Below are 20,889 nucleotides of genomic sequence, written 5' to 3'. Positions count from 1 at the left end.
CCGTGACATCCCCCGTCCGCGTCGGCCATGGTCGGGGACGAGCGTATCCGTACCGGCCTGCGGCCACTTCGGCCGCACCGGGGTCAGAAACTGATCGAGTTGATCGTCTCCGCTATCGAGTCCAGGAAGCGCTGGATCGACGGCGCCATGCCGGTCGAGGCGAGGAAGAAGCCGAACAGCACGGCGACGACGGCCGGTCCCGGCTTGATCGAGCCTCCGCGCATGAGGACCACCAGGATGATCGCCAACAGCAGCACCACGGACAGCGAAATGGCCACAACTGATCACACCCTCGGTAGGTCTGCGCTCTCCCGCCGGAAGCGCCGCCCCGCCGCGCCCCCGCCAGAACCATCGTGCCACCAACCGGCCCGGGCTATGCGACCCGTGACACATCGTCGGTGAACCGTGGCCGCGCCGGCGGTGGGCCGGCGCGCCGCGCGGGCCGATCTCCCGTGCCCCGCAAGGGAATTCGATGATTTCCCGGTGGGGGAATTCCCACACCTTCGCACACACCGTTTCCATACCCGGGTTTCCGGTTCCGCACATCGGGCACACGGAGAATTCGAATACGGTGACAGCGTCCGGACATTGGCTCGCTATGGGAGGGTTAGTCCGGATCAATACGGACACTTCGGACCGCGAGGGGGCCAAAGTCATTCCGCGGAGCGAGAAATTGGTCTCTGACGTCGGAGGTTTTACGGAAACGCGCGGGCCGGGCTAGGGTGCCTCAGATGTTCCACGCTGTGACGACCCCACTCCGACAGCATGGCCGCGACAGAACATCCCTTCCCCCACACCGCGACGCGTTCTTCGACAACGCCAAGTACCTGGCGATCGTCCTGGTCGCCGTCGGCCACGCCTGGGAGCCGCTGAAGGCGGACAGCCGGCTCCTGGAGGGCGCCTACACGTTCGTGTACGCCTTCCACATGCCGGCGTTCATCATCATCTCCGGCTACTTCTCCCGGAACTTCGACCTGCGCCCCGAGCGGGTCAGACGGCTGGTCACCGGCGTTCTCGTGCCCTACCTCCTCTTCGAGACGGCGTACTCCCTCTTCGAGCGGCTGGCCGGCGACGACCCCGCGCAGCCCCTCTCGCTGCTCGACCCCTGGTATCTCACCTGGTTCCTGATCGCCCTGTTCATGTGGCGGCTCACGACCCCGGTGTGGAGGCAGATCCGCCGGCCCCTGCCGGTCGCGCTCGGCATCGCGATGCTGGCCTCCGTCACCCCCGAGATCGGTGACGACCTCGACCTCCAGCGGGTGCTCCAGTTCCTGCCGTACTTCGTGCTCGGACTGTGCCTGAGGCCCGAGCACTTCCGGCTCGTGCGCCGCCGCTCGGCGCGGCTGCTCGCGGTGCCGGTGTCCGCCGCCGCGTTCGCCGTGGCCTGGTGGAGCGTGCCGCACATGAACACCGGGTGGTTCTACCACCGCGACTCCGCGCAGGAGTTGGGTGCGCCGTGGTGGTGCGGGCCGGTGATGGTGCTCGCGCTGTTCGGCTGCTCGGTGCTGCTGGCCGCGTGCTTCCTGTCCTGGGTGCCGGGCCGCTCGCTGTGGTTCACCGCGCTGGGCGCGGGCACGCTCTACGGCTATCTGCTGCACGGCTTCCTGACCAAGGCCGGTGACTACTACGGCTGGTACGACGCCGCCTGGCTGCACGGGCCGCTCGGCGCCCTCACCGTGACACTCCTCGCGGCGGCCGCCGTCACGCTGCTGTGCGGACCGCCCGTCCAGCGGGTCTTCCGGTGCGCGGTGGAGCCGAGGATGACCTGGGCGTTCCGGCGCGACGCCGGGCAGCGGGCCCGTGAGCGGGAACTGGCCGGGACCTGAGAGCGCCGCCTCACAGCCCGAGAAGTGCGCGCATCCCCGCGTACTTCCCGGCCAGCCGCGCCCGGGTCGCCTCGTCCAGCACCGCCAGCCGCGCCGGGTCCGCGTTGTGCGCCAGGTCCGCCCGCTTGACCAGCAGGGCGCCCGGGGTGGCGAGGATCCGCCCGGCGTACTCCTGCGGGGCCTCCCCCGCCCGCTTGGTGACCGCCAGCACGATGTCCTTCGTACGGCGGCTCAGCGCGGCCTCCTCGAGCCACCGCTCGGACAGCGCGTCGTCCTCGACCGCGTCGTGCAGCCAGGCCGCGGCGATCTGCTCGCTGTCGCCGCCGAGCTCGCGCACGCCCGCGGCCACGGCGGCGAGGTGCTCGGCGTAGGGCCGCCCGGCCTTGTCGGTCTGGCCCTCGTGGGCCGCGCGGGCGAGGGCCTCCACCTCGGTGAGGGTGAGCACGGCGGGCGCCTCCTTCAAGAAGAGTGGGCCGTCGGGCCCTCACGGCAGATCAGCAGCAGCGCCCGGTCGTCGTTGACGTCCTTGGCGACGGCCTCGATGAGATGCCAGGCCGCGCCGCGGAAACCGGCGGCGACATAGCGGTCGGCCTCGCCGGTGAGCCGGTCGATGCCCTCGACGATGTCCCGGTCGGAGGTCTCCACCAGGCCGTCGGTGAACAGCATCAGCACGTCCCCGGGGCGCAGCACGCCCTTGACGGGGTCGAACTGGGCACCGTCGTACACCCCGAGGAGCGGGCCCTCGGCGGCCTTCTCCTCCCAGCGGCCGCTGCCCGCGCTGAGCTGGAGCCCGGGCGGGTGGCCCGCCGAGTAGAGCTCGTAGTCGCCCGAGTCCAGGTCCAGGACGAGGTGGATGGAGGTCGCGAAGCCCTCGTCCCAGTCCTGGCGCAGCAGATAGCCGTTGGCGGCCGGGAGGAAGGCGTGCGGGGGCAGCGAGCCGAGCAGGCCGCCGAAGGCGCCGGACAGCAGCAGGGCGCGCGAACCGGCGTCCATGCCCTTGCCGGAGACGTCGGTGAGGACGACCTCCAGGGTGCGTCCGCCGCCGGTGCGGGCCGCGACGACGAAGTCGCCGGAGAACGACTGGCCCCCCGCGGGGCGCAGCGCCATCTCGTGGTGCCAGCCGCGCGGCAGCTTGGGCAGCCGGCTCTGGGTGCGGATGCGCTCGCGCAGGTCGAACAGCATGGTGCCGCCGCGCCGCCAGGGCACGCCGACCCGGCTGCGGAACTGGGCGATGAGCAGGCCGAAGAATCCGCAGGCGGCGACCACGAGGACGACCCCGGGGGTGACCCGGGCGGGGCCCTCGGTGTAGGGCCCGAGCTGGACCGACTCGACGATCAGCGCGGTGGCGGCGGCCGCGTACAGCCCCAGCAGGCTCGCCGGGCGCAGCAGCAGGCCGCCCGTGACGATGGGCAGGACCAGCGCGGCGGGTGAGCACCACACGGGGTTGCCGAGGGTGGCGGCGGCGATCAGCGGGACGGTCAGCAGCAGACCCGCGAGGGCGATCCAGTCGGAGCCGTCGCCGCGGAAGTAGTCGACGGCACTTCTGCGCAGGCCGACGCGGACCCGGTGCCAAAGCATCCGCACCCGGGCCGGGAGCGTCTCGGCGGCCGTGCGCCGCTCTCGTCCTGCTGCCATCGTCCGGACCCTATCCACCCGACCGGCCGCATGGCACGGGAGGTCCCACTTGTCCCCCGTCCGAGGCCGGACTTCGCCGTGGCTCTCAGTGAACTCCACCAGGGGCGGGCTCGCCCCGGGCGCGGAGAAATCGGTTGGCTCGTCCCGCATTGCGCTGGTAGTGATGGCGGCATGGCGAATGACACTGCGGGCCCGGTGCCGACGATCCGGGAGCTGCGCCCCGAGGACTGGGATCCGTGGTACGACAACCTGATCCGCGCCTTCGGCGGGTCCGAGGAGCCGGCCGAGGAGCGCGAGCTGTTCAACGGGCTCACCGAGCACAGCCGTTCCATCGGCGTCTGGGACGGCGCGGAGTGCGTGGGCACGGCCGGGGCGTACTCGTTCCTGGTCACGGTGCCGGGCGGGGCCTCGGTGCCGGCGGCGGGCATCACGATGGTGAGCGTGGCGGCCACGCACCGCCGGCGCGGGCTGCTGACCGCGATGATGCGGCGGCAGCTGGACGACATCCGTTCCTGGGGCGAGCCGCTGGCCGTGCTGACGGCCTCGGAACCGGCGATCTACGGCCGGTACGGCTACGCCGCGGCCACCCGCCAGCTGAGCGCCGAGATCGACACCACCCAGGTCCGGCTGTCCGTGCCGCCCGGGACGGACGACGTACGCGTGCGGTACGCGGCGCCCGCCGACGTGCTCGACGCGTGCGAGGCGGTGTACGCGTCGCTGGTGTCCCGCCGCCCCGGCATGCTGGCCCGGCGGCCCGGCTGGGAGCGGCTCGGCCTGCTGGACCCGCCGTCGCATCGCGACGGGGCCTCGGCGCTGCAGTGTGTCGTCGCCGAGCGGCGGGGCGAGATCACCGGGTACGCCCGTTTCCGTACGAAGGCGGAGTGGATCGCGTCCGGGCACAACGGCGTCGTCACGCTGGCCGACCTGGCGGGTGGGGACCCGGCGACCGAGGCGGCGCTGTGGCGGTTCCTGTTCGGGATCGACCTGATGACCCGGCTGGTGGTGCGCGGACGTCCGCTCGACGAGGCCTGGCAGTACCAGGTCTCCGACATCCGGCGCTGTCTGCCGCGGCTGGGGGACTCGCTGTACGTCCGGCTCGTGGACGTCGGCGCGGCCCTCGGGGCGCGGACGTACCAGGCGCCGGTGGACGTGGTGTTCGAGGTGGAGGACGTCTTCTGCCCGTGGAACGGGGGCCGTTGGCGGCTGTCCGGGGACCCGAAGGGCGCGGTGTGCGAGCGCACGGCGGACGCGGCCGATCTCGCGCTGTCCGTGCGGGAGTTGGGCGCCGTCTATCTGGGCGGGGTGAGCCTCGCCGCGCTGGCTGCGGCCGGGCGGGTGCGCGAGCTGCGCGAGGGGGCGCTGGCGGAGGCGGCGACCGCCTTCGGTTCCGCTGTGGCCCCGTGGCTGCCGCACGGGTTCTGAGCGGGCGTCAGGCCTTCTGGCAGTCCGGGCACCAGAAGAGGTTGCGGGCGGCCAGCTCCGCGGTGCGGATCCCCCCGCCGCAGAGGTGGCACGGCAGGTTCGCCCGGCGGTAGACGTAGACCTCGCCGCCGTGGTCGTCGACGCGCGGCGGACGGCCCATCGCCTCGGGGGTGTGCTCCGGGCGGACGGTGTCGATGCGGTTGAGGCGTACGCCCTCGCGCATCAGGCCGACGAGGTCGGCCCAGATCGCGTCCCACTCGGCGGCCGTGACGTCCTTCCCGGCCCGGTAGGGGTCGACGCCGTGCCGGAAGAGGACCTCGGCGCGGTAGACGTTGCCGACGCCCGCGATCACCTTCTGGTCCATCAGCAGCGCGGCGATCGTCGTACGGCTGCGGGAGATCCGCCGGTACGCGGCCCCCGGGTCGGCGTCCGCGCGCAGCGGGTCGGGGCCCAGACGGCCGTGTATCGCGTCCTTCTCGGCGTCGGTGATCAGCGCGCAGGTGGTGGGCCCGCGCAGGTCGACGTACGAGGTGGTGTTCGCCAGGCGCAGCCGGACCGTGCCGGTCGGCGGGGGCGCGGGCACGGCGCCGAAGGCCACCTTGCCGAACAGGCCGAGGTGGATATGGACCCAGGACGCGCCGAAGCCCAGGAAGAGGTGCTTTCCATGGGCGTCGGCGGTGTGCAGGACGCCGCCGTCGAGCAGGGCGGCGGCGTCGCTGAACTTGCCCTGGGGGCTGGTCACACGCGGGGCGGTGCCGGAGAAGGCGGCGGCGTAGTCCTGGGCCAGCCGGTGGATCGTGTGCCCTTCCGGCACGGTGCCCTGCCTTCCTACTGCTGCGGGTGGTGCGCCGGGATCGGGGGCAGGTCGCCGGTGGTCTCGTAGGCCGCGAGCATGTCGATGCGGCGGATGTGGCGCTCGTCACCGGAGAACGGCGTGCCCAGGAAGATCTCGACGAACTTCGTCGCCTCCTCCTGGGTGTGCATCCGGGCGCCCACCGCGACGACGTTGGCGTCGTTGTGCTCGCGGCCGAGCGCGGCGGTCTGCTCGCTCCAGGCGAGGGCCGCCCGGACGCCCTCGACCTTGTTGGCGGCGATCTGCTCGCCGTTGCCGGAGCCGCCGATGACGATGCCGAGGGAGCCGGCGTCCGCGGCGGTGCGCTCGGCGGCCCGCAGGCAGAACGGCGGGTAGTCGTCCTGGGCGTCGTAGATGTGGGGGCCGCAGTCGACGGGCTCGTGCCCTGCCGCCTTGAGCCACTCGACGAGGTGGTTCTTGAGTTCGTAGCCCGCATGGTCGGAGCCGAGATACACGCGCATGAGAGGAGTGTGTCATGCGCGGCCGGGTAGCGGCGGGAGGGGGCTACCGAAGGCAAGGCTGTGAGAAAGACTACAGAACCTCAGGAAAACCTCAAGTAACGATCTGGATTCAAAGGTTCACGAATCCCGTAGCCTCCGATTCACTGGACCGGCTCGTGCGCCGCTCCGTGATCGCGCACGAGTTCCCCCCTCCCCCGGCGCAAAGGAAATCCATCCAATGACCTCGCAGCCGAACCCGACAAAGACCGGAACCGGCGATCCCGGTTCCGGTCTTCAGGCGGGGCTGAAGAACCGGCACCTCTCCATGATCGCCATCGGCGGTGTGATCGGTGCCGGTCTGTTCGTGGGCTCCAGCTCCGGCATCGCCACCGCCGGCCCTGGCATCCTGCTCTCGTACGCGCTCGTCGGCACGCTCGTGGTGCTGGTGATGCGGATGCTCGGCGAGATGTCCGCGGCCAACCCGTCGTCGGGTTCCTTCTCCGCGCACGCCGACCGGGCGCTCGGCCGCTGGGCCGGGTTCTCCATCGGCTGGCTGTACTGGTTCTTCTGGGTCGTCGTGCTCGCCGTCGAGGCGACCGCGGGCGCCGCGATCCTGGAGGGATGGATCCCCGCCGTCCCGCAGTGGGCCTGGGCGCTGATCGTGATGGTCGTGCTGACCGCCACCAACCTGGTCTCCGTCGGCTCCTACGGTGAGTTCGAGTTCTGGTTCGCCGGTATCAAGGTCGTCGCCATCGCCGCGTTCATCGTCGTCGGCGGCCTCGCGGTCTTCGGTGTGCTGCCCGGTGTCGAGGCCGACAAGGCAGGGCTGTCCAACCTGACCGGGCACGGCGGCTTCCTGCCCAACGGGCCCGGCGCGATCCTGACCGGTGTGCTGCTGGTCGTCTTCTCCTTCATGGGCAGCGAGATCGCCACCCTGGCCGCCGGTGAGTCCGAGGACCCGCAGCGCGCGGTCACCAAGTCCACCAACAGCATCATCTGGCGTATCGCCGTCTTCTACCTCGGCTCGATCCTCGTCGTGGTCTCCCTGCTGCCGTGGAACGACCCGGCCATCAAGGAGGACGGCTCCTACGTCGCCGCGCTGGACTCCCTGGGCATCGCCCACGCCGGCGAGATCATGAACTTCATCGTGCTGACCTCGGTGCTGTCCTGTCTCAACTCCGGTCTGTACACCGCCTCCCGCATGGCCTTCTCGCTGGGCCAGCGCGGTGACGCGCCGAAGGCCTTCGCGAGGACCACGGCCAACGGTGTGCCGCGCACGGCCATCCTGGTCTCCGTGGTGTTCGGCTTCGTCGCGGTGTTCTTCAACTACAAGTTCCCGGACTCCGTCTTCCTCTTCCTGGTCAACTCCTCCGGCGCGGTCGCGCTGTTCGTGTGGCTGGTGATCTGCTTCTCGCAGCTGCGCATGCGGAAGATCATCCAGGCCGAGTCGCCGGAGAAGCTCGTCGTGAAGATGTGGCTGTACCCGTACCTGACCTGGGCCGCGGCCGCGCTGATCGTCTTCGTCCTCGGCTACATGCTCACCGACACCGAGCACAACGGCCGCGAGACCGTGCTGCTGTCGCTGATGGTCGCCGCGGTCGTGCTGGTGATCGCCGTGGTCCGGCAGCGGACCGGCGCCGGGCGTCCGGCCGCCGCCGTCGCCGAGGCGGCCCCGGCCGAGCCGGCGGACAAGGTCACGACCGGCTGATCTCCTGCCTCACGGGGCCCCGCGGCAGTGCTCGCCGCGGGGCCCTTCGGCGTTCCCAGAGCACCGTGAAGCTCTTTCTGACGTCCTCGTACGCGGCGAGCGCCTGCTCCTCGATCGCCGGCTGGTACCAGGTGTTGACCTGGTAGGACTTGCCGTCGACGTTGGGGCCGAGGAGCCGGGCGTGCCAGGCGACGCCCTCCAGCGTGAAGGTGTACTCCCACACGACGGCCGGCCCGCCGCGGAACGTGGTCTCCTCCAGGCGGATCTTGCGGTAGTCCCGGCCCTGGTGGACGTTCTCCTCCGAGGTCCTCCAGGTCTCCATGAGGTCGCCGCGGGCCAGGGAGGACTCGGCGACGAGTTCCCGCGCGCCGTCGGGCGAGGTGTAGTGCACCTCGGCGCCCGTCTCCACGTCCCGCCGCCAGCCCTCGGGCGTGGCCCAGGCGTAGCCGCCCGCCTCCTGGCGGACGCCCGGGGGCGGGCTCGGCGGCCGGTAGGTGCCCTCCACGGTGGCCGTCACGGTGGGCGAGGGGCCGCCGCCACCACCGCCCGTCCGGTCGCCGTCGTCGTCCCGGGGCGATCTGGCCGTCGTCGCCGTCGTGGCGAGCACGACGGCGACGACGGCCCCCACCGCAGCGACCCCGGCCGCGGCGGCCGGGGCGGTACGGCGGCGGCGCCACCAGGGGCCGGGACCGGGCGGCCGCGGGGGTGCGGGCGAAGGTGGTTCCGGCCGCTGGTGCGGGCCGGGCCGCGGCTGGGGGTGCGGCGGGCGCGGTGCGGGCCGGGGCAGCGTCACCGTCGGTGCCGGCTCGGGGTGCGCGATCGGGCGGAGTGCCGCCTCCAGGGCGTCCAGCGCGGGCCGGGCCTGCGGGTCCTCGGCCAGCAGCGCGGTCAGCAAGGGGGGTGACGGCGCCTCGGCAGTCCGCCGGCCTGGCCGGACCGCCGAAGAGGCCCGCCGGTCGAGCCGGCGGGCCTCTTCGGGGACGTACGGCGCCCGTCGGGCCGTACGGCGGGCGTTCAGCGCTTGACGAGCTTCCAGGCGCTCGGCAGCAGGCCCATCGCGAGGGCGGCCTTGAGGGCGTCGCCCAGCAGGAACGGCGTGAGGCCCGCGGCGATCGCGGCGGAGGCGGACATGCCCGTGGCGAGGGCGAGGTAGGGCACGCCCACGGCGTAGACGACCGCCTCGCCCAGCAGCATCGCGGCGGCCGTGCGCGGCACGCTGCGGTCGGCGCCGCGGCGGGCGAGAGCGCCCACGACGGTGGAGGCCAGGATCATGCCGAGGATGTAGCCGAAGGAGGGGGCGGTGGCGCCCGAGCCGGCGTCGGCGAACCACGGCACACCGGCGATGCCCGCGAGCGCGTACAGCGCGAGGGAGAGGAAGCCGCGGCCCGCGCCCAGGGTGGTGCCGACGAGCAGCGCGGCGAAGGTCTGGCCGGTCACCGGGACCGGGGAGCCGGGCACGGGCACCGCGATCTGCGCCGCGAGACCGGTCAGCGCGGCGCCGCCGACGACGAGCGCGATGTCACGGACGCGCGAGGCCGGCAGCAGGTCGGCGAGGACCTGCCCGGGGTGGACGGGGGCGGCGGCAGCGGTGCTCATGGGGACTCCGCGAAGAGTGGGGGCGGTCGGGGACGTCGCGACGCTATCCCAGCGCCCCGGAGTCGATCACCGTCAGTGATCGACAAAGGGCGAAGTGCGGGCTTGGTGGAGTCTCGACAAAGGATGCCTCATACATGCGAGTGGAGGTGATGACAGTCACTGAGGCAGTGGCGATCCGGTCACACGCGGAGTGTTTCAAGTTTATGTAGAGACTCACCAAACACCCTGTCACGCCCTGGCCGGACCCCGAGCACAGGGCCTACCCTTCCAGCCATGGTCGCCCAGGCTCGGAACCTCACGTCGCGTCGCTATGTCGACCTGCGCCGCCAGGGCACGGCCACCTGTCGCCGACTCCCCGGGTGAGGCGGCACCGACCGCTTCGGCTTCTCCTCGCCCGGTGCACGGCACAGTGTCGGCCCGGCCCCTGAGGAACTGTCATGCCCCGTACCGCGGTACCCGCCCGCGTCTCCCCCGTGCCCCGCGCCGCCGACAGCGACCGGCGGCGCACCAGTGCCAGCGTCGTGCTCCGCTCGGTGCTGGAGCACGGGCCGGTGGCCCGCAGCACCGTCGCCCGGCTGACCGGGCTGTCCCCGGCGTCGGTGACGGACTACTGCGCCCGGTTCGCCGAACTGGGTCTGCTGCGCGAGACGGCGGCCCCGCCGCGCACCCGGGGCGCCGGGCGGCCGCATGTGCCGGTCGACCTCGACCTCTCGCGGTTCCTGGTGGCCGGGGTGCACATCGCCGTTCCCTACACCACCGTCGCCCTGCTGGACCTGCGCGGCCGGGTACTGGCCGAGCGGGAGCTGCCGCACGAGAGCACCGAGCCCTCCCGTGTGCTGGCGCGGGCCGCCACCGCGCTCGCGGCCCTGTTCGCCGGGGCGCCGGGCACCCGGCCGCTGGGCGTCGGGGTGGCGGTGGGCGGCTGGGTGGACCGGCAGGCGGGCACGGTCGTCGACCATCCGCTGCTGGGCTGGCGGGACGTGCCGGTACGGGAACGGCTCGGCGCGCTGACCGGGCTGCCGGTCCGGGTGGACGGGCACGCGCGGGCGCTGGTCGACGGCGAGCGGCTGTTCGGCCGGGCACGCGGCAGCCGCAGTCTGCTGCATCTGTTCGCCGGCAACGTGGTGGACGCGGCGTTCGCCACCCATGACGAGGTGCACCACGGCCCGCGCTCCCAGGCCGGGGCGATCGCCCATCTGCCGCTGCCCGGCGGCACGGAGCCGTGCGAGTGCGGCCGGACCGGCTGCCTCCAGGCCGAGCTGAGCGAGCGGACGCTGTGCCGCCGGGCGCGTGCCGCCGGGGTAGCGGCGGGCACGAACCCGATGCGCGTGGTGGCCGCGGCGGCGGCCGGCGACGGGGTGGCGGCCGGGCTGCTGGTGCGGCGGGCCCGGCTGGTGGGGCGTGCGGCAGGCCTGCTGCTGGACGTGCTCAACCCGGAGACGGTCGTCGTCACCGAGGTCGGGGTGATGTACCGCGAGGACTGTCTGGCGGCCCTGCGCGAGGAGGCCGGGCCGGAGCGCGCGGCAGCCGTGCTCCCGACCAGCTTTCCACGATCCGTGCTGGCCGTGGCGGGCGGCTCGGTGATTCTCGACGCCCTTTATCGAGACCCGCTGAGCGTGTCGCCCGGGACGAATTAATTCAGAAACTCCGAATGTTGACAGCGACCGGTGAAAGCAAGGAACATCCTGGTCATGAGCGTTCGCCTGCACTGTTGTGCCTCTTGTTGCTGACACGTTGCCCCGTGTGAAGCGCTCATTTCCTGTTGCGTGAATTTCCCTGTCGGACCACCCGCGTCCGTATTTTCTCCTGCATTTCTCACTCCATGCACAAAGGAGTCCGCCATGCCTTCTCCCACCCTGTCCGGCCTCGATCGCCGCCTCTTCCTGACCTCCACGCTCGGTGCCGCGGCAGCGGTCGCCGGGCTGAGCGGCTGCGCCGAGAGCAGCGCCGCCACCTCCTCGAAGGGCTCCTCCACGGCCCCGCTCGCCGACAAGGTCCCGGCGGGCACCAGCCTGAAGGTCAGCTCCTTCCAGGGCACCCAGCAGCTCCAGTTCAAGCTGGCGAAGCTCGGCGAGCTGCCGTTCGAGGTGTCCAGCTGGGTGAACGTCGCGGCCGGGCCCGATGTCATCAACGCCTTCCGCGCCAACTCCCTGGACCTCGCGAACAACGCGGGCATCCCGCCGATCCAGGCGCACTTCCAGGGCTTCGACGCCAGGATCGTCGCGATCAACATCACCCGCAGGCCCAACTACGTCTTCGCCACCAAGCCCGGCAGCGACATCCGCACGGTGGCCGACTTCAAGGGCCGCAAGCTCGCCTTCTCCCAGGGCCAGGCCCAGGGAGTGGTCCTGCTGCGGGCGCTGAAGAAGGCCGGTCTGGCCTACGACGACGTACAGCTGGTGCCGCTGACCAGCAACCAGTTCCTCACCGCGCTGCAGTCCGGCCAGGTGGACATCGCCCCGCTCGGCAACACCCAGTCGCCCGCCTATCTGGCGCAGTACGAGTCCAAGGGCGCCCGGATCATCACCACCGACGTGGTCGACCTGCTCAACCTGCTGTGGGCGCCGGCCGCCGTGCTGAACGACCCCGCCAAGGCGGCCGCGGTCGCCGCGTACATCCCGTACTGGGCCAGGGGCACCGTCTGGGCGTACGAGAACCCCGGCATCTGGAACGAGGAGTTCTACGTCAAGACGCAGAACCTCACCGCCCAGCAGGCCAAGAGCATCAGCGATCTCGCCAACAAGCCGCTGTTCCCTCCCAGTTGGGCCGAGGCCATCCGCTGGGAGCAGGAGACCGCCGATCTGCTGGCGGAGGGCGGCTTCGTGAAGAAGTTCGACGTCTCCTCGCTCTTCGACCACCGCTTCGAGGCCATCGCCGCACGGTCCGTGACAGCGGAGTACCGGAAGTGAGCGCCGCGACCACGCTCACGACGACGCCCGCGCCCGCAGCCGAAGAGACACCGAAGGGCACCCGCAGGCGTCGCCGCGGTCTCTCCCCGGGCAGGAGCCTGCCCGCCGCCCGGCTGGTCGGCCCCCTGCTGCTGCTCGGCCTGTGGGCCGCGGCCTCGGCCGCCGGGCGGCTGGACCCGGGAGCGGTCCCGGCCCCCTGGACGGTGGTGGAGACAGGGGCCCGGCTGTGGACCGACGGCACCCTGACCGACGACGTGCTGACCTCGCTCCAGCGGGCCGCCTCCGGGTTCGCCATCGGACTCACCGCCGGTGTCGTGCTGGCACTGGCGTCCGGACTGAGCCGGGTCGGGGAGGCGCTGATCGACGGGACGGTCAACCTCAACCGGGCCATCCCCACCCTCGGTCTGATCCCGCTGTTCATCCTCTGGCTGGGCATCGGCGAGACCTTCAAGATCGCCATCATCGCGATCGTCGTCTACATACCGATCTACCTCAACACGCACGCGGCGCTGTCCGGCATCGACAGCCGGTTCGTCGAACTCGCCGAAGTACAGGGGCTGAACCGCTTCCAGTTCATCCGCCAGATCGTCGTCCCCGGCGCACTGCCCGGATTCTTCGTGGGACTCCGGCTCGGCGTGACCGGCTCCTGGCTCGGCCTGGTGGTGCTGGAGCAGATCAACGCCACCAGCGGACTCGGCTACATGATGTTCCAGGCCCAGAACTACGGCCAGTCGGACGTCATCCTCGTCGGCCTGGTCGTCTACGGGATCTTCGGCCTCGCCTCCGACAGTGCGGTCCGCCTCATCGAACGAAGGGTGCTGTCATGGCGACGCACACTGAGCAGCTGACCCGTCCCGCCGTCCAGTTGCGCGGCCTGACCAGGTCCTTCGACGGACGCACGGTGCTCGACGGCATCGACCTGGACATCCCGGCCGGGCAGTTCATCGCCCTGCTCGGGCACAGCGGCTCCGGCAAGTCCACGCTGCTGCGGGCCGTCGCCGGACTGGACCACGAGGTGACCGGGAGCGGACAGCTCACCGCCCCGGAGCGGGTCTCCGTGGTGTTCCAGGACTCCCGGCTGCTGCCCTGGCGCCGGGTTCTGGACAACGTACTGCTCGGCACCGAGGGCGCGGACGCGGCGGACAAGGGGCGCGCGGCACTCGAGGAGGTCGGGCTGAAGGGACGCGAGCGGGCCTGGCCGAACGAGCTGTCCGGCGGTGAGGCGCAGCGCGCGGCGCTCGCCCGGTCACTGGTGCGCGAGCCAGAACTGCTGCTGGCGGACGAGCCGTTCGGGGCGCTCGACGCGCTCACCCGCATCCGGATGCACGGCCTGCTGCGGGAGCTGTGGGAACGCCACAAGCCGTCGGTGCTGCTGGTCACGCACGACGTGGACGAGGCGATCGTGCTCGCCGACCGCGTGCTCGTGCTCGACGGCGGCCGTATCGGCCTCGACCTGACCATCGAGCGCCCGCATCCGCGCTCGTACCGCGATCCACGGCTCGGCGAGTACCGGGAGCGGCTGCTGGCCGCCCTGGGCGTCACGGAGGACCACTGATGACCAGACAGCTGCACCTCAACGCGTTCCTGATGAGCACCGGCCACCACGAGGCGTCCTGGCGGCTCCCGGAGAGCGATCCCCACGCCCACGTCGACCTGGCGCACTACGTACGTCTGGCGCGGATCGCCGAGCGGGGCACCTTCGACTCGCTGTTCCTCGCCGACGGGCCGCATCTGTGGGGCAGTGTGGGCCAGCGGCCGGCCGGCGCGCTGGAGCCGCTGACGCTGCTGACCGCGCTCGCGACGGCCACCGAGCACATCGGGCTGATCGCCACCGCGTCCACCTCGTACAACTCGCCCTACAACCTGGCCCGCAGGTTCGCCTCCCTGGACATCGTCAGCGGTGGCCGGGCCGGCTGGAACATCGTCACCACCGCCGGGGCGGACGCGGCCCGCAACTTCGGCCTGGACGCCGAGCCCGCGCACGCCGAACGGTACGCGCGCGCCGCGGAGTTCCTCGACGTGTCGCTGAAGCTGTGGGACAGCTGGGAGGACGACGCGATCGTCGCCGACAAGGCGGCGGGCGTGTGGGGCGACGACGGCCGCATCCATCCCCCGCGCCACAAGGGCACCTACTTCAGCGTCGAGGGCGCGCTCAACGTGCCGCGCTCGCCGCAGGGTTACCCGCTGCTGGTGCAGGCGGGCTCCTCGGAGGACGGCAAGGACTTCGCCGCCCGCTACGCGGAGGCGGTGTTCACCGCGCAGCAGACGGTCGAGGACGCGCAGGCCTTCTACGCCGACCTCAAGTCCCGCACGGCCGGCGCGGGCCGCGACCCGGACCACGTCAAGGTGCTCCCCGGCATCGTCCCGGTGGTCGGCTCCACCGAGGCCGAGGCACGCGCCCAGGAACAGGTGCTGGAGGACCACATCGTGCACACGCACGGCGTGACCAACCTGGAGCGGCTGCTGAACCTGCCCGCCGGAACCCTGGAGCTGGACGGCCGGCTGCCCGGCGACCTGCCCCCGGACTCCGCGATCGAGGGCGCCCGCAGCCGCTACACCCTCGTGGTGGAGCTGGCCCGGCGCGAGCGGCTGACCGTACGGCAGCTGATCGGACGGCTCGGCGGCGGACGCGGCCACCTCACCTTCGCGGGCACGCCCGGCCAGGTCGCCGACACCATCGAGACCTGGTTCACCCGGGGCGCCGCCGACGGCTTCAACATCATGCCCGCCGTGCTGCCCTCCGGCCTGGAGACCTTCGTCGACCAGGTCGTCCCGTTGCTGCGCGCCCGCGGCCTGCTGCGCACCGAGTACGGCCCGCGCCGCACCCTGCGCGACCGCTACGGCCTGCCCCGACCCGCGAACCAGCACACCCTCGCCGACTCCCTCGTCTGAAAGGAACCCTCCCCATGAGCATCGACATCCGCAAGGTCACCGCCCGTATCGGCGCCGAGGTCACCGGCGTCGACCTCACCGGGCCGCTGGAGGAGAAGACCGTCACCGCGATCCGGGAGGCGCTCAACGTCCACAAGGCGCTCGTGTTCGACGCGGCCGGCCTGGACGACGAGGGCCAGCAGGCCTTCGCCCGGCACTTCGGCGAGCTGACCACCGCCCACCCGACCGTGCCGGCCGTCGAGGGCGCGCCGAACGTGCTGCCCGTCGACAGCGAGGCCGGCCGCGCCAACCACTGGCACACGGACGTCACCTTCGTCCTCAACCCGCCGCAGGCCAGCACCCTGCGCAGCATCACGGTCCCGCCGTACGGCGGCGAGACGCTGATCGCGAACGCGGCCGCCGCCTACCGGGACCTGCCCGAACCGCTGCGGAAGCTGGCGGACACCCTGTGGGCGGAGCACACCAACGACTACGACTACGCGGTGCCCGAGGAGGACGTGGACGAGGACCGGGCCGCCCAGCGCGCCCAGTTCACGTCGGTCACGTACCGCACCGCGCACCCGGTGGTCCGCGTCCATCCGCTCACCGGGGAGCGGGGGCTCTTCATCGGCGGGTTCGCCCAGCGGATCGTCGGCCTGTCGGTGGGCGAGTCCCGCAGGATCCTCGACCTGCTCCAGGCGTACGTCACCCGGCCGGAGAACGTCCTGCGGCACCGCTGGTCGCCGGAGCAGCTGGTGCTGTTCGACAACCGCATCACCCAGCACTACGCCATCGACAACTACGACGGTCTGCCGCGCCGGCTGCACCGGGTGACGGTCGCCGGTGACGTGCCGGTCGGCATCGGTGGCGAGGAGAGCCGCTCGATCGAGGGCGACGCGGCGCACTACACGGCCGTCGCGGGGTAACCGGCCGTCGGGTACGCCGGGCAGCGGGCCCGCGCGGCCGGGTACTGACCCCCCGCCGACGCCTGGCACGTCCCGCCCCGCCGCACGTCTGGCCCGCCGCGGCCCCGCCGCTACGGCTCGAAAGCCCCCGGGTGATCCACCCGGGGGCTTTTTGCTGTTAGCTTGTTGTTGCGAACTACTTGCAATAAGAGGTCGGAGGGGGCCCTCATGCCCGTGTACACGCTGCCCGAACTGCCGTACGACTACTCCGCGCTGGCACCCGTGATCAGCCCGGAGATCATCGAGCTGCACCACGACAAGCACCACGCGGCGTACGTGAAGGGCGCCAACGACACCCTGGAGCAGCTCGCCGAGGCACGGGACAGGAACGCGTGGGGCTCCGTCAACGGCCTGCAGAAGAACCTGGCCTTCCACCTCTCCGGCCACATCCTGCACAGCATCTACTGGCACAACATGAGCGGTGACGGCGGTGGGGAACCGCTGGAGAAGGACGGCGTGGGCGAGCTCGCCGACGCCATCGCGGAGTCCTTCGGGTCGTTCGCCGCCTTCAAGGCCCAGCTGACCAGGGCCGCCGCCACCACCCAGGGTTCCGGCTGGGGCGTGCTGGCCCACGAGCCGCTCAGCGGCCGTCTGATCGTGGAGCAGGTCTACGACCACCAGGGCAACGTCGGCCAGGGCTCCACCCCGATCCTGGTCTTCGACGCCTGGGAGCACGCCTTCTATCTCCAGTACCGGAACCAGAAGGTCGACTTCATCGACGCGATGTGGGCGGTCGTCGACTGGCAGGACGTGGCCAGGCGCTACGCCGCCGCCAGGGAGCGCGGGGACGTCCTGCTGCTCGCGCCCTGACGAGACGCCCTGACGAGACGTCCTGCTCGTGATCGTCTTCTCACCGCTGACCGGGCAGGCGCGTGGAAAGGCAGGCCCCCGCGAGAAACGTGACTCGCGGGGGCCTGCTTCGTTCGAACCGGCAGTGGTCTCCGCATCGGCGGAGGTGTTCCGTCCGGCCCCTTGGTTCGTGTCCGGTTGACTTCCTCGTCTCCGCAGTCGCGGAGGTCAGTCGAACACTGGCCCGCGCGTACGGGTCCGCTTGATCTCGTAGAAGCCTGGCACCGAGGCGACCGCCACCGCTCCGTCCCACAGACGGACCGCGTCCTCGCCCTTGGGGGCGGGGGTGACGACCGGGCCGAAGAACGCTATCTGCTCGCCGTCCGGGCCGGGCAGGGCGATGACCGGGGTGCCGACGTCCTGGCCGACCTTGTCGATGCCCTCCTTGTGGGAGGCGCGCAGCTCGGCGTCGAACTCGAAGTTCTCCTGATCGGCGTACCCGATCAGGTCGGCGGGGAGCCCCACGTCGGCGAGCGCGCCGGCGAGGGCCTCGAGGGTGGCGCCCTCGCCCCGGTTGTGGATGCGGGTGCCGAGGGCGGTGTAGAGCGGGCCGAGGACGTCCTCGCCGTGCTTCTGCCAGGCGGCGGTGACCACGCGCACCGGCTGCCAGGCCTTGGTGGCGAGCATCTCCCGGTATTCCTCGGGCAGTTCGTCGAGCTTGGGTTCGTTCAGGACGGCGAGGCTCATGATGTGCCAGCGGACCTCGATGTCCCGGTGCTTCTCGACCTCCAGCACCCAGCGCGAGGTCATCCACGCCCAGGGACACAGCGGGTCGAACCAGAAGTCGACGGGGGTCTTCGCGGGCGCGGGCGCTGTCTCGGACATGGCTCTCCTCTTCGTACGGGCTTCCCACCTCGCAACACCCCGGTGCGGCTGCCCCATTCCCGGCTGTCCCGCGTCAGGGGCGCATGGCAGGATCGGTGCTGTTCAGCATCCGAGACGACCGGCCGACGACGACCGGCGCCGAGGACGACGTAGATCCGCAACGACCCGAGGGAGTGCCGCCCGTGCCCGGTGAGAATCTGTCCCGCGACGAGGCCCGCGAGCGGGCCGCGCTGCTGTCCGTCGACGGCTACGAGGTCTCGCTCGACCTGCGAACCGCCGTCGGTGAGCACAGCGGGGACGGGCCGCGGACCTTCCGGTCCGTGACGACGATCCGGTTCCGCTGCGCCGAGCCCGGCGCCAACAGCTTCGCCGACCTCATCGCCCCGAGTGTGACGGCCGTCTCGCTGAACGGCCGTGACCTGGACCCGGGCGAGGTCTTCGACGGGTCCCGCATCCTGCTGGAGGACCTGGCCGCCGACAACGAGCTGGTCGTGGACGCCCAGTGCGCCTACTCGCGCACGGGTGAGGGTATGCACCGCTTCGTCGACCCCGAGGACGGCGAGGTGTACTTGTACACCCAGTACGAGCCGGCCGATTCACGGCGGGTTTTCGCCAACTTCGAGCAGCCCGACCTCAAGTCCCCGTTCCGCTTCGAGGTGCGCGCGCCCGAGGGCTGGACGGTGTGGAGCAACGGGGAGGGCCGGCTCGCCGACGGGGTGTGGCGGTTCGCCGAGACCAAGCCGATCTCGACGTACATCACCTGTGTGGTGGCGGGGCCGTACCACTACGTGACCGACAGCTACGCGCGGACGTTCGAGGACGGCACCACGCTGGAGATCCCGCTCGGCGCGATGTGCCGCAAGGGGCTCGCCCCGCACTTCGACGCCGACGACGTCTTCCTGGTCACCAAGCAGGGTCTGGACTTCTTCCACGACCACTTCGACTACCCGTACCCGTTCGGGAAGTACGACCAGGCGTTCGTGCCCGAGTACAACCTCGGCGCGATGGAGAACCCGGGTCTGGTGACCTTCCGCGAGGAGTACATCTTCCGCGGCAAGGTGACGCAGGCCTCGTACGAGGCGCGGGCCAACGTCATCCTGCACGAGATGGCGCACATGTGGTTCGGCGACCTGGTCACCATGGAGTGGTGGGACGACCTGTGGCTGAAGGAGTCGTTCGCGGACTTCATGGGCTCGTTCGCGCTGGTGGGCGCGACCCGCTTCACCGACGGCTGGATCACCTTCGCCAACCGCCGCAAGGCCTGGGCCTACCGGGCCGACCAGCTGCCGTCCACGCATCCCGTCACGGCGGACATCCGTGACCTCCAGGACGCCAAGCTGAACTTCGACGGCATCACCTACGCCAAGGGCGCGTCCGTGCTCAAGCAGCTGGTGGCGTACGTCGGCCAGGACGCGTTCCTGGAGGGCGCCCGGCGGTACTTCAAGCGGCACGCGTACGGCAACACGCGGCTCGGGGACCTGCTGTCGGCGCTGGAGGAGACCAGCGGGCGGGACATGGGCGCGTGGGCGCGGTCCTGGCTCCAGACGGCCGGGGTGAACTCGCTGACCCCGCAGGTGCTGCTGACGCCCGAGGGGCGGATCGAGGAGCTGGCGGTGGTCCAGGAGGCCGCCGAGGCCTACCCCGAGCTGCGGCCGCACCGGGTGGCGATCGGTCTGTACCGGCGGAGCGAGGGGCCCGGGGGTCCGGTGCTGGAGCGGTACGCGCGCGCCGAGACGGACGTGGACGGGGCGCGCACGGTGGTGGCGGAGCTCGCGGGCGCCGAGGCGCCGGACCTGGTGCTGGTCAACGACGACGACCTGACGTACTGCAAGACCCGGTTCGACGAGACCTCGCTGGCGGCGCTGCGGGCCGGTCTCGGTTCCATGACCGATCCGCTGGCGCGGGCGCTGTGCTGGTCGGCGCTGTGGAACATGACGCGGGACGCGCTGCTGCCGGCGCGGGAGTTCATCGGTCTGGTGCTGAGGTTCGCGGGGCGGGAGACCGACATCGGTGTCCTGCAGATGCTGCACGCGTGGGCGGAGTCGGCGGCGGTGCACTACGTCGCGCCCGAGTGGCGCGAGGAGGCCGGGCGGCAGCTGTGCGAGGGCGCCACGGCCGAGCTGCTCGCGGCGGAGCCCGGCAGTGAGCAGCAACTGGCGTGGGCGCGGTTCTTCGCGCACGCGGCCGATGCCCCTGACGCCTTCGAGCTGTTGAGCGCGCTGCTGGACGGCACGCGGTCGCTGCCGGGGCTGGAGGTCGACCAGGAGCTGCGCTGGGCGTTCCTCCAGGCGCTGGCCGTGCACGACGTGGCCGGCGAGAAGGAGCTGGCCGAGGAGCTCTCGCGGGACGACACCGCGTCCGGCAAGCGGCATCAGGTGCGCTGCCTGGCCTCGCGGCCGGTGGCGGCGGTCAAGGCGCAGGCCTGGGCGCAGGTGGTGGAGTCGGACGAGCTGTCCAACGCGCTGGTGGAGGCGACCATCGCGGGCTTCGCCCCGGCCTCGCAGCGGGAGCTGACCGCGCCGTACGCGGCGAAGTACTTCGCCGTGATCGAGCGGATCTGGGCGGAGCGGTCGATCCAGATCGGCATGGACGTGGTGAAGGGGCTGTTCCCCTCGCTGCAGGACACGCCGGAGACGCTGGCGGCCACGGACGCCTGGCTGTCGGAGCACGAGGACGCGCCGCCCGCGCTGCGGCGGCTGGTGCTGGAGGCCCGGGACGACCTGGCGCGCGGGCTGCGCGGCCAGGCGTGCGACGCGGCGGCGGGCTGAGGCGCGGCCTTCCGTCGGCGGGCTGAGGGCCGACGGCCCGTCCGAAGGCTGAGGCCCGGCGGCCCGTCCGCGAGCTGACCCCGGCGGCCTGTCCGCGGACTGACCCCGGCGGCCCGTCCGAAGGCCGAGGCCCGGCGGCCCGTCCGCGGACTGACCCCGGCGGCCCGTCCGTGGGCTGACGGGCCCGCCGCCCGAGCGCGTGCCGGGAGTGCTCGCCCCCGT

19 protein-coding genes are annotated in these 20,889 nt (G+C 71.8%); 11 read left to right on the top strand and 8 right to left on the bottom strand.

Annotation, left to right across the window (positions count from 1 at the left end; translation table 11 throughout):
- Positions 1 to 83: 83 nt before the first annotated feature.
- Positions 84 to 278, bottom strand: coding sequence for a hypothetical protein (locus ACFYR0_RS01840; protein WP_386378533.1), 195 nt, complete (start codon positions 276 to 278; stop codon positions 84 to 86).
- Between the two features lie 453 nt (positions 279 to 731).
- On the opposite strand from ACFYR0_RS01840, the gene ACFYR0_RS01835 reads away from it, so the two are divergent.
- Positions 732 to 1,826: an acyltransferase family protein gene (locus tag ACFYR0_RS01835; RefSeq protein WP_389320623.1), complete on the top strand. Its 1,095-nt coding sequence runs from the start codon at positions 732 to 734 to the stop codon at positions 1,824 to 1,826.
- 10 nt (positions 1,827 to 1,836) lie between these two features.
- On the opposite strand, the gene ACFYR0_RS01830 is transcribed toward ACFYR0_RS01835, so the two are convergent.
- Entirely contained in the window at positions 1,837 to 2,271 is a 435-nt protein-coding gene (locus ACFYR0_RS01830; protein WP_389320619.1) for an HD domain-containing protein, read from the bottom strand.
- A gap of 14 nt (positions 2,272 to 2,285) precedes the next feature.
- Positions 2,286 to 3,461 (bottom strand): PP2C family protein-serine/threonine phosphatase, encoded by a 1,176-nt coding sequence (locus ACFYR0_RS01825; RefSeq protein WP_389320616.1) that lies wholly within the window; start codon positions 3,459 to 3,461, stop codon positions 2,286 to 2,288.
- A 171-nt stretch (positions 3,462 to 3,632) separates the two neighbouring features.
- On the opposite strand from ACFYR0_RS01825, the gene ACFYR0_RS01820 reads away from it, so the two are divergent.
- The gene (locus ACFYR0_RS01820; RefSeq protein WP_389320614.1) at positions 3,633 to 4,883 is read left to right on the top strand and encodes a GNAT family N-acetyltransferase; all 1,251 of its coding nucleotides are present in this window, start codon (positions 3,633 to 3,635) and stop codon (positions 4,881 to 4,883) included.
- Between the two features lie 7 nt (positions 4,884 to 4,890).
- Here the strand turns inward: ACFYR0_RS01820 and ACFYR0_RS01815 are convergent, their stop codons facing one another.
- On the bottom strand, positions 4,891 to 5,697 hold the full coding sequence (locus ACFYR0_RS01815; protein ID WP_389320611.1) for an Fpg/Nei family DNA glycosylase: 807 nt from the start codon (positions 5,695 to 5,697) through the stop codon (positions 4,891 to 4,893).
- Between the two features lie 14 nt (positions 5,698 to 5,711).
- Positions 5,712 to 6,197, bottom strand: a complete 486-nt coding sequence (locus tag ACFYR0_RS01810) for a ribose-5-phosphate isomerase (RefSeq protein WP_389320608.1) — start codon at positions 6,195 to 6,197, stop codon at positions 5,712 to 5,714.
- Between the two features lie 217 nt (positions 6,198 to 6,414).
- Between ACFYR0_RS01810 and ACFYR0_RS01805 the strand changes: the two genes are divergently transcribed.
- Positions 6,415 to 7,884: an amino acid permease gene (locus ACFYR0_RS01805; protein WP_389320606.1), complete on the top strand. Its 1,470-nt coding sequence runs from the start codon at positions 6,415 to 6,417 to the stop codon at positions 7,882 to 7,884.
- On the opposite strand, the gene ACFYR0_RS01800 is transcribed toward ACFYR0_RS01805, so the two are convergent.
- Positions 7,871 to 8,779 carry a hypothetical protein gene (locus tag ACFYR0_RS01800; RefSeq protein ID WP_389320603.1) on the bottom strand — a complete coding sequence of 303 codons (909 nt, stop codon included), beginning with the start codon at positions 8,777 to 8,779 and terminating at the stop codon, positions 7,871 to 7,873. The genes ACFYR0_RS01805 and ACFYR0_RS01800 overlap by 14 nt on opposite strands.
- A 119-nt stretch (positions 8,780 to 8,898) precedes the next feature.
- On the bottom strand, positions 8,899 to 9,480 hold the full coding sequence (locus ACFYR0_RS01795) for a biotin transporter BioY (protein WP_389320600.1): 582 nt from the start codon (positions 9,478 to 9,480) through the stop codon (positions 8,899 to 8,901).
- 437 nt (positions 9,481 to 9,917) lie between these two features.
- Between ACFYR0_RS01795 and ACFYR0_RS01790 the strand changes: the two genes are divergently transcribed.
- The 7 genes from ACFYR0_RS01790 to ACFYR0_RS01760 all read left to right on the top strand — a co-directional run bounded on the left by ACFYR0_RS01790 (position 9,918) and on the right by ACFYR0_RS01760 (position 17,035).
- On the top strand, positions 9,918 to 11,117 hold the full coding sequence (locus ACFYR0_RS01790) for an ROK family protein (RefSeq protein ID WP_389320597.1): 1,200 nt from the start codon (positions 9,918 to 9,920) through the stop codon (positions 11,115 to 11,117).
- A gap of 204 nt (positions 11,118 to 11,321) precedes the next feature.
- Positions 11,322 to 12,389, top strand: coding sequence for an ABC transporter substrate-binding protein (locus ACFYR0_RS01785; RefSeq protein ID WP_389320594.1), 1,068 nt, complete (start codon positions 11,322 to 11,324; stop codon positions 12,387 to 12,389).
- A complete protein-coding gene (locus tag ACFYR0_RS01780) occupies positions 12,386 to 13,237 on the top strand; it encodes an ABC transporter permease (RefSeq protein WP_389320590.1) in 852 nt (283 codons plus the stop codon). The genes ACFYR0_RS01785 and ACFYR0_RS01780 overlap by 4 nt, the downstream gene beginning before the upstream one ends.
- Positions 13,213 to 13,944, top strand: coding sequence for an ABC transporter ATP-binding protein (locus tag ACFYR0_RS01775; RefSeq protein WP_389320587.1), 732 nt, complete (start codon positions 13,213 to 13,215; stop codon positions 13,942 to 13,944). The genes ACFYR0_RS01780 and ACFYR0_RS01775 overlap by 25 nt, the downstream gene beginning before the upstream one ends.
- Positions 13,944 to 15,281: an LLM class flavin-dependent oxidoreductase gene (locus ACFYR0_RS01770; protein WP_389320584.1), complete on the top strand. Its 1,338-nt coding sequence runs from the start codon at positions 13,944 to 13,946 to the stop codon at positions 15,279 to 15,281. Before ACFYR0_RS01775 ends, ACFYR0_RS01770 begins: the two co-directional genes overlap by 1 nt.
- A 14-nt stretch (positions 15,282 to 15,295) precedes the next feature.
- Positions 15,296 to 16,186 carry a TauD/TfdA dioxygenase family protein gene (locus ACFYR0_RS01765; protein WP_389320581.1) on the top strand — a complete coding sequence of 297 codons (891 nt, stop codon included), beginning with the start codon at positions 15,296 to 15,298 and terminating at the stop codon, positions 16,184 to 16,186.
- 207 nt (positions 16,187 to 16,393) lie between these two features.
- The gene (locus tag ACFYR0_RS01760; protein WP_389320578.1) at positions 16,394 to 17,035 is read left to right on the top strand and encodes a superoxide dismutase; all 642 of its coding nucleotides are present in this window, start codon (positions 16,394 to 16,396) and stop codon (positions 17,033 to 17,035) included.
- Between the two features lie 207 nt (positions 17,036 to 17,242).
- Here the strand turns inward: ACFYR0_RS01760 and ACFYR0_RS01755 are convergent, their stop codons facing one another.
- Positions 17,243 to 17,899 carry a DsbA family protein gene (locus ACFYR0_RS01755; protein ID WP_389320575.1) on the bottom strand — a complete coding sequence of 219 codons (657 nt, stop codon included), beginning with the start codon at positions 17,897 to 17,899 and terminating at the stop codon, positions 17,243 to 17,245.
- Between the two features lie 182 nt (positions 17,900 to 18,081).
- Between ACFYR0_RS01755 and pepN the strand changes: the two genes are divergently transcribed.
- Positions 18,082 to 20,667 carry an aminopeptidase N gene (pepN, locus tag ACFYR0_RS01750; protein WP_389320572.1) on the top strand — a complete coding sequence of 862 codons (2,586 nt, stop codon included), beginning with the start codon at positions 18,082 to 18,084 and terminating at the stop codon, positions 20,665 to 20,667.
- Positions 20,668 to 20,889 lie beyond the last annotated feature (222 nt).

It is taken from the genome of Streptomyces sp. NPDC005017, from assembly GCF_042873115.1.
GTDB lineage: Bacteria > Actinomycetota > Actinomycetes > Streptomycetales > Streptomycetaceae > Streptomyces.
Note: the sequence above shows the minus strand (reverse complement) of the source record. Positions and strands in the feature narration are given on the sequence as shown.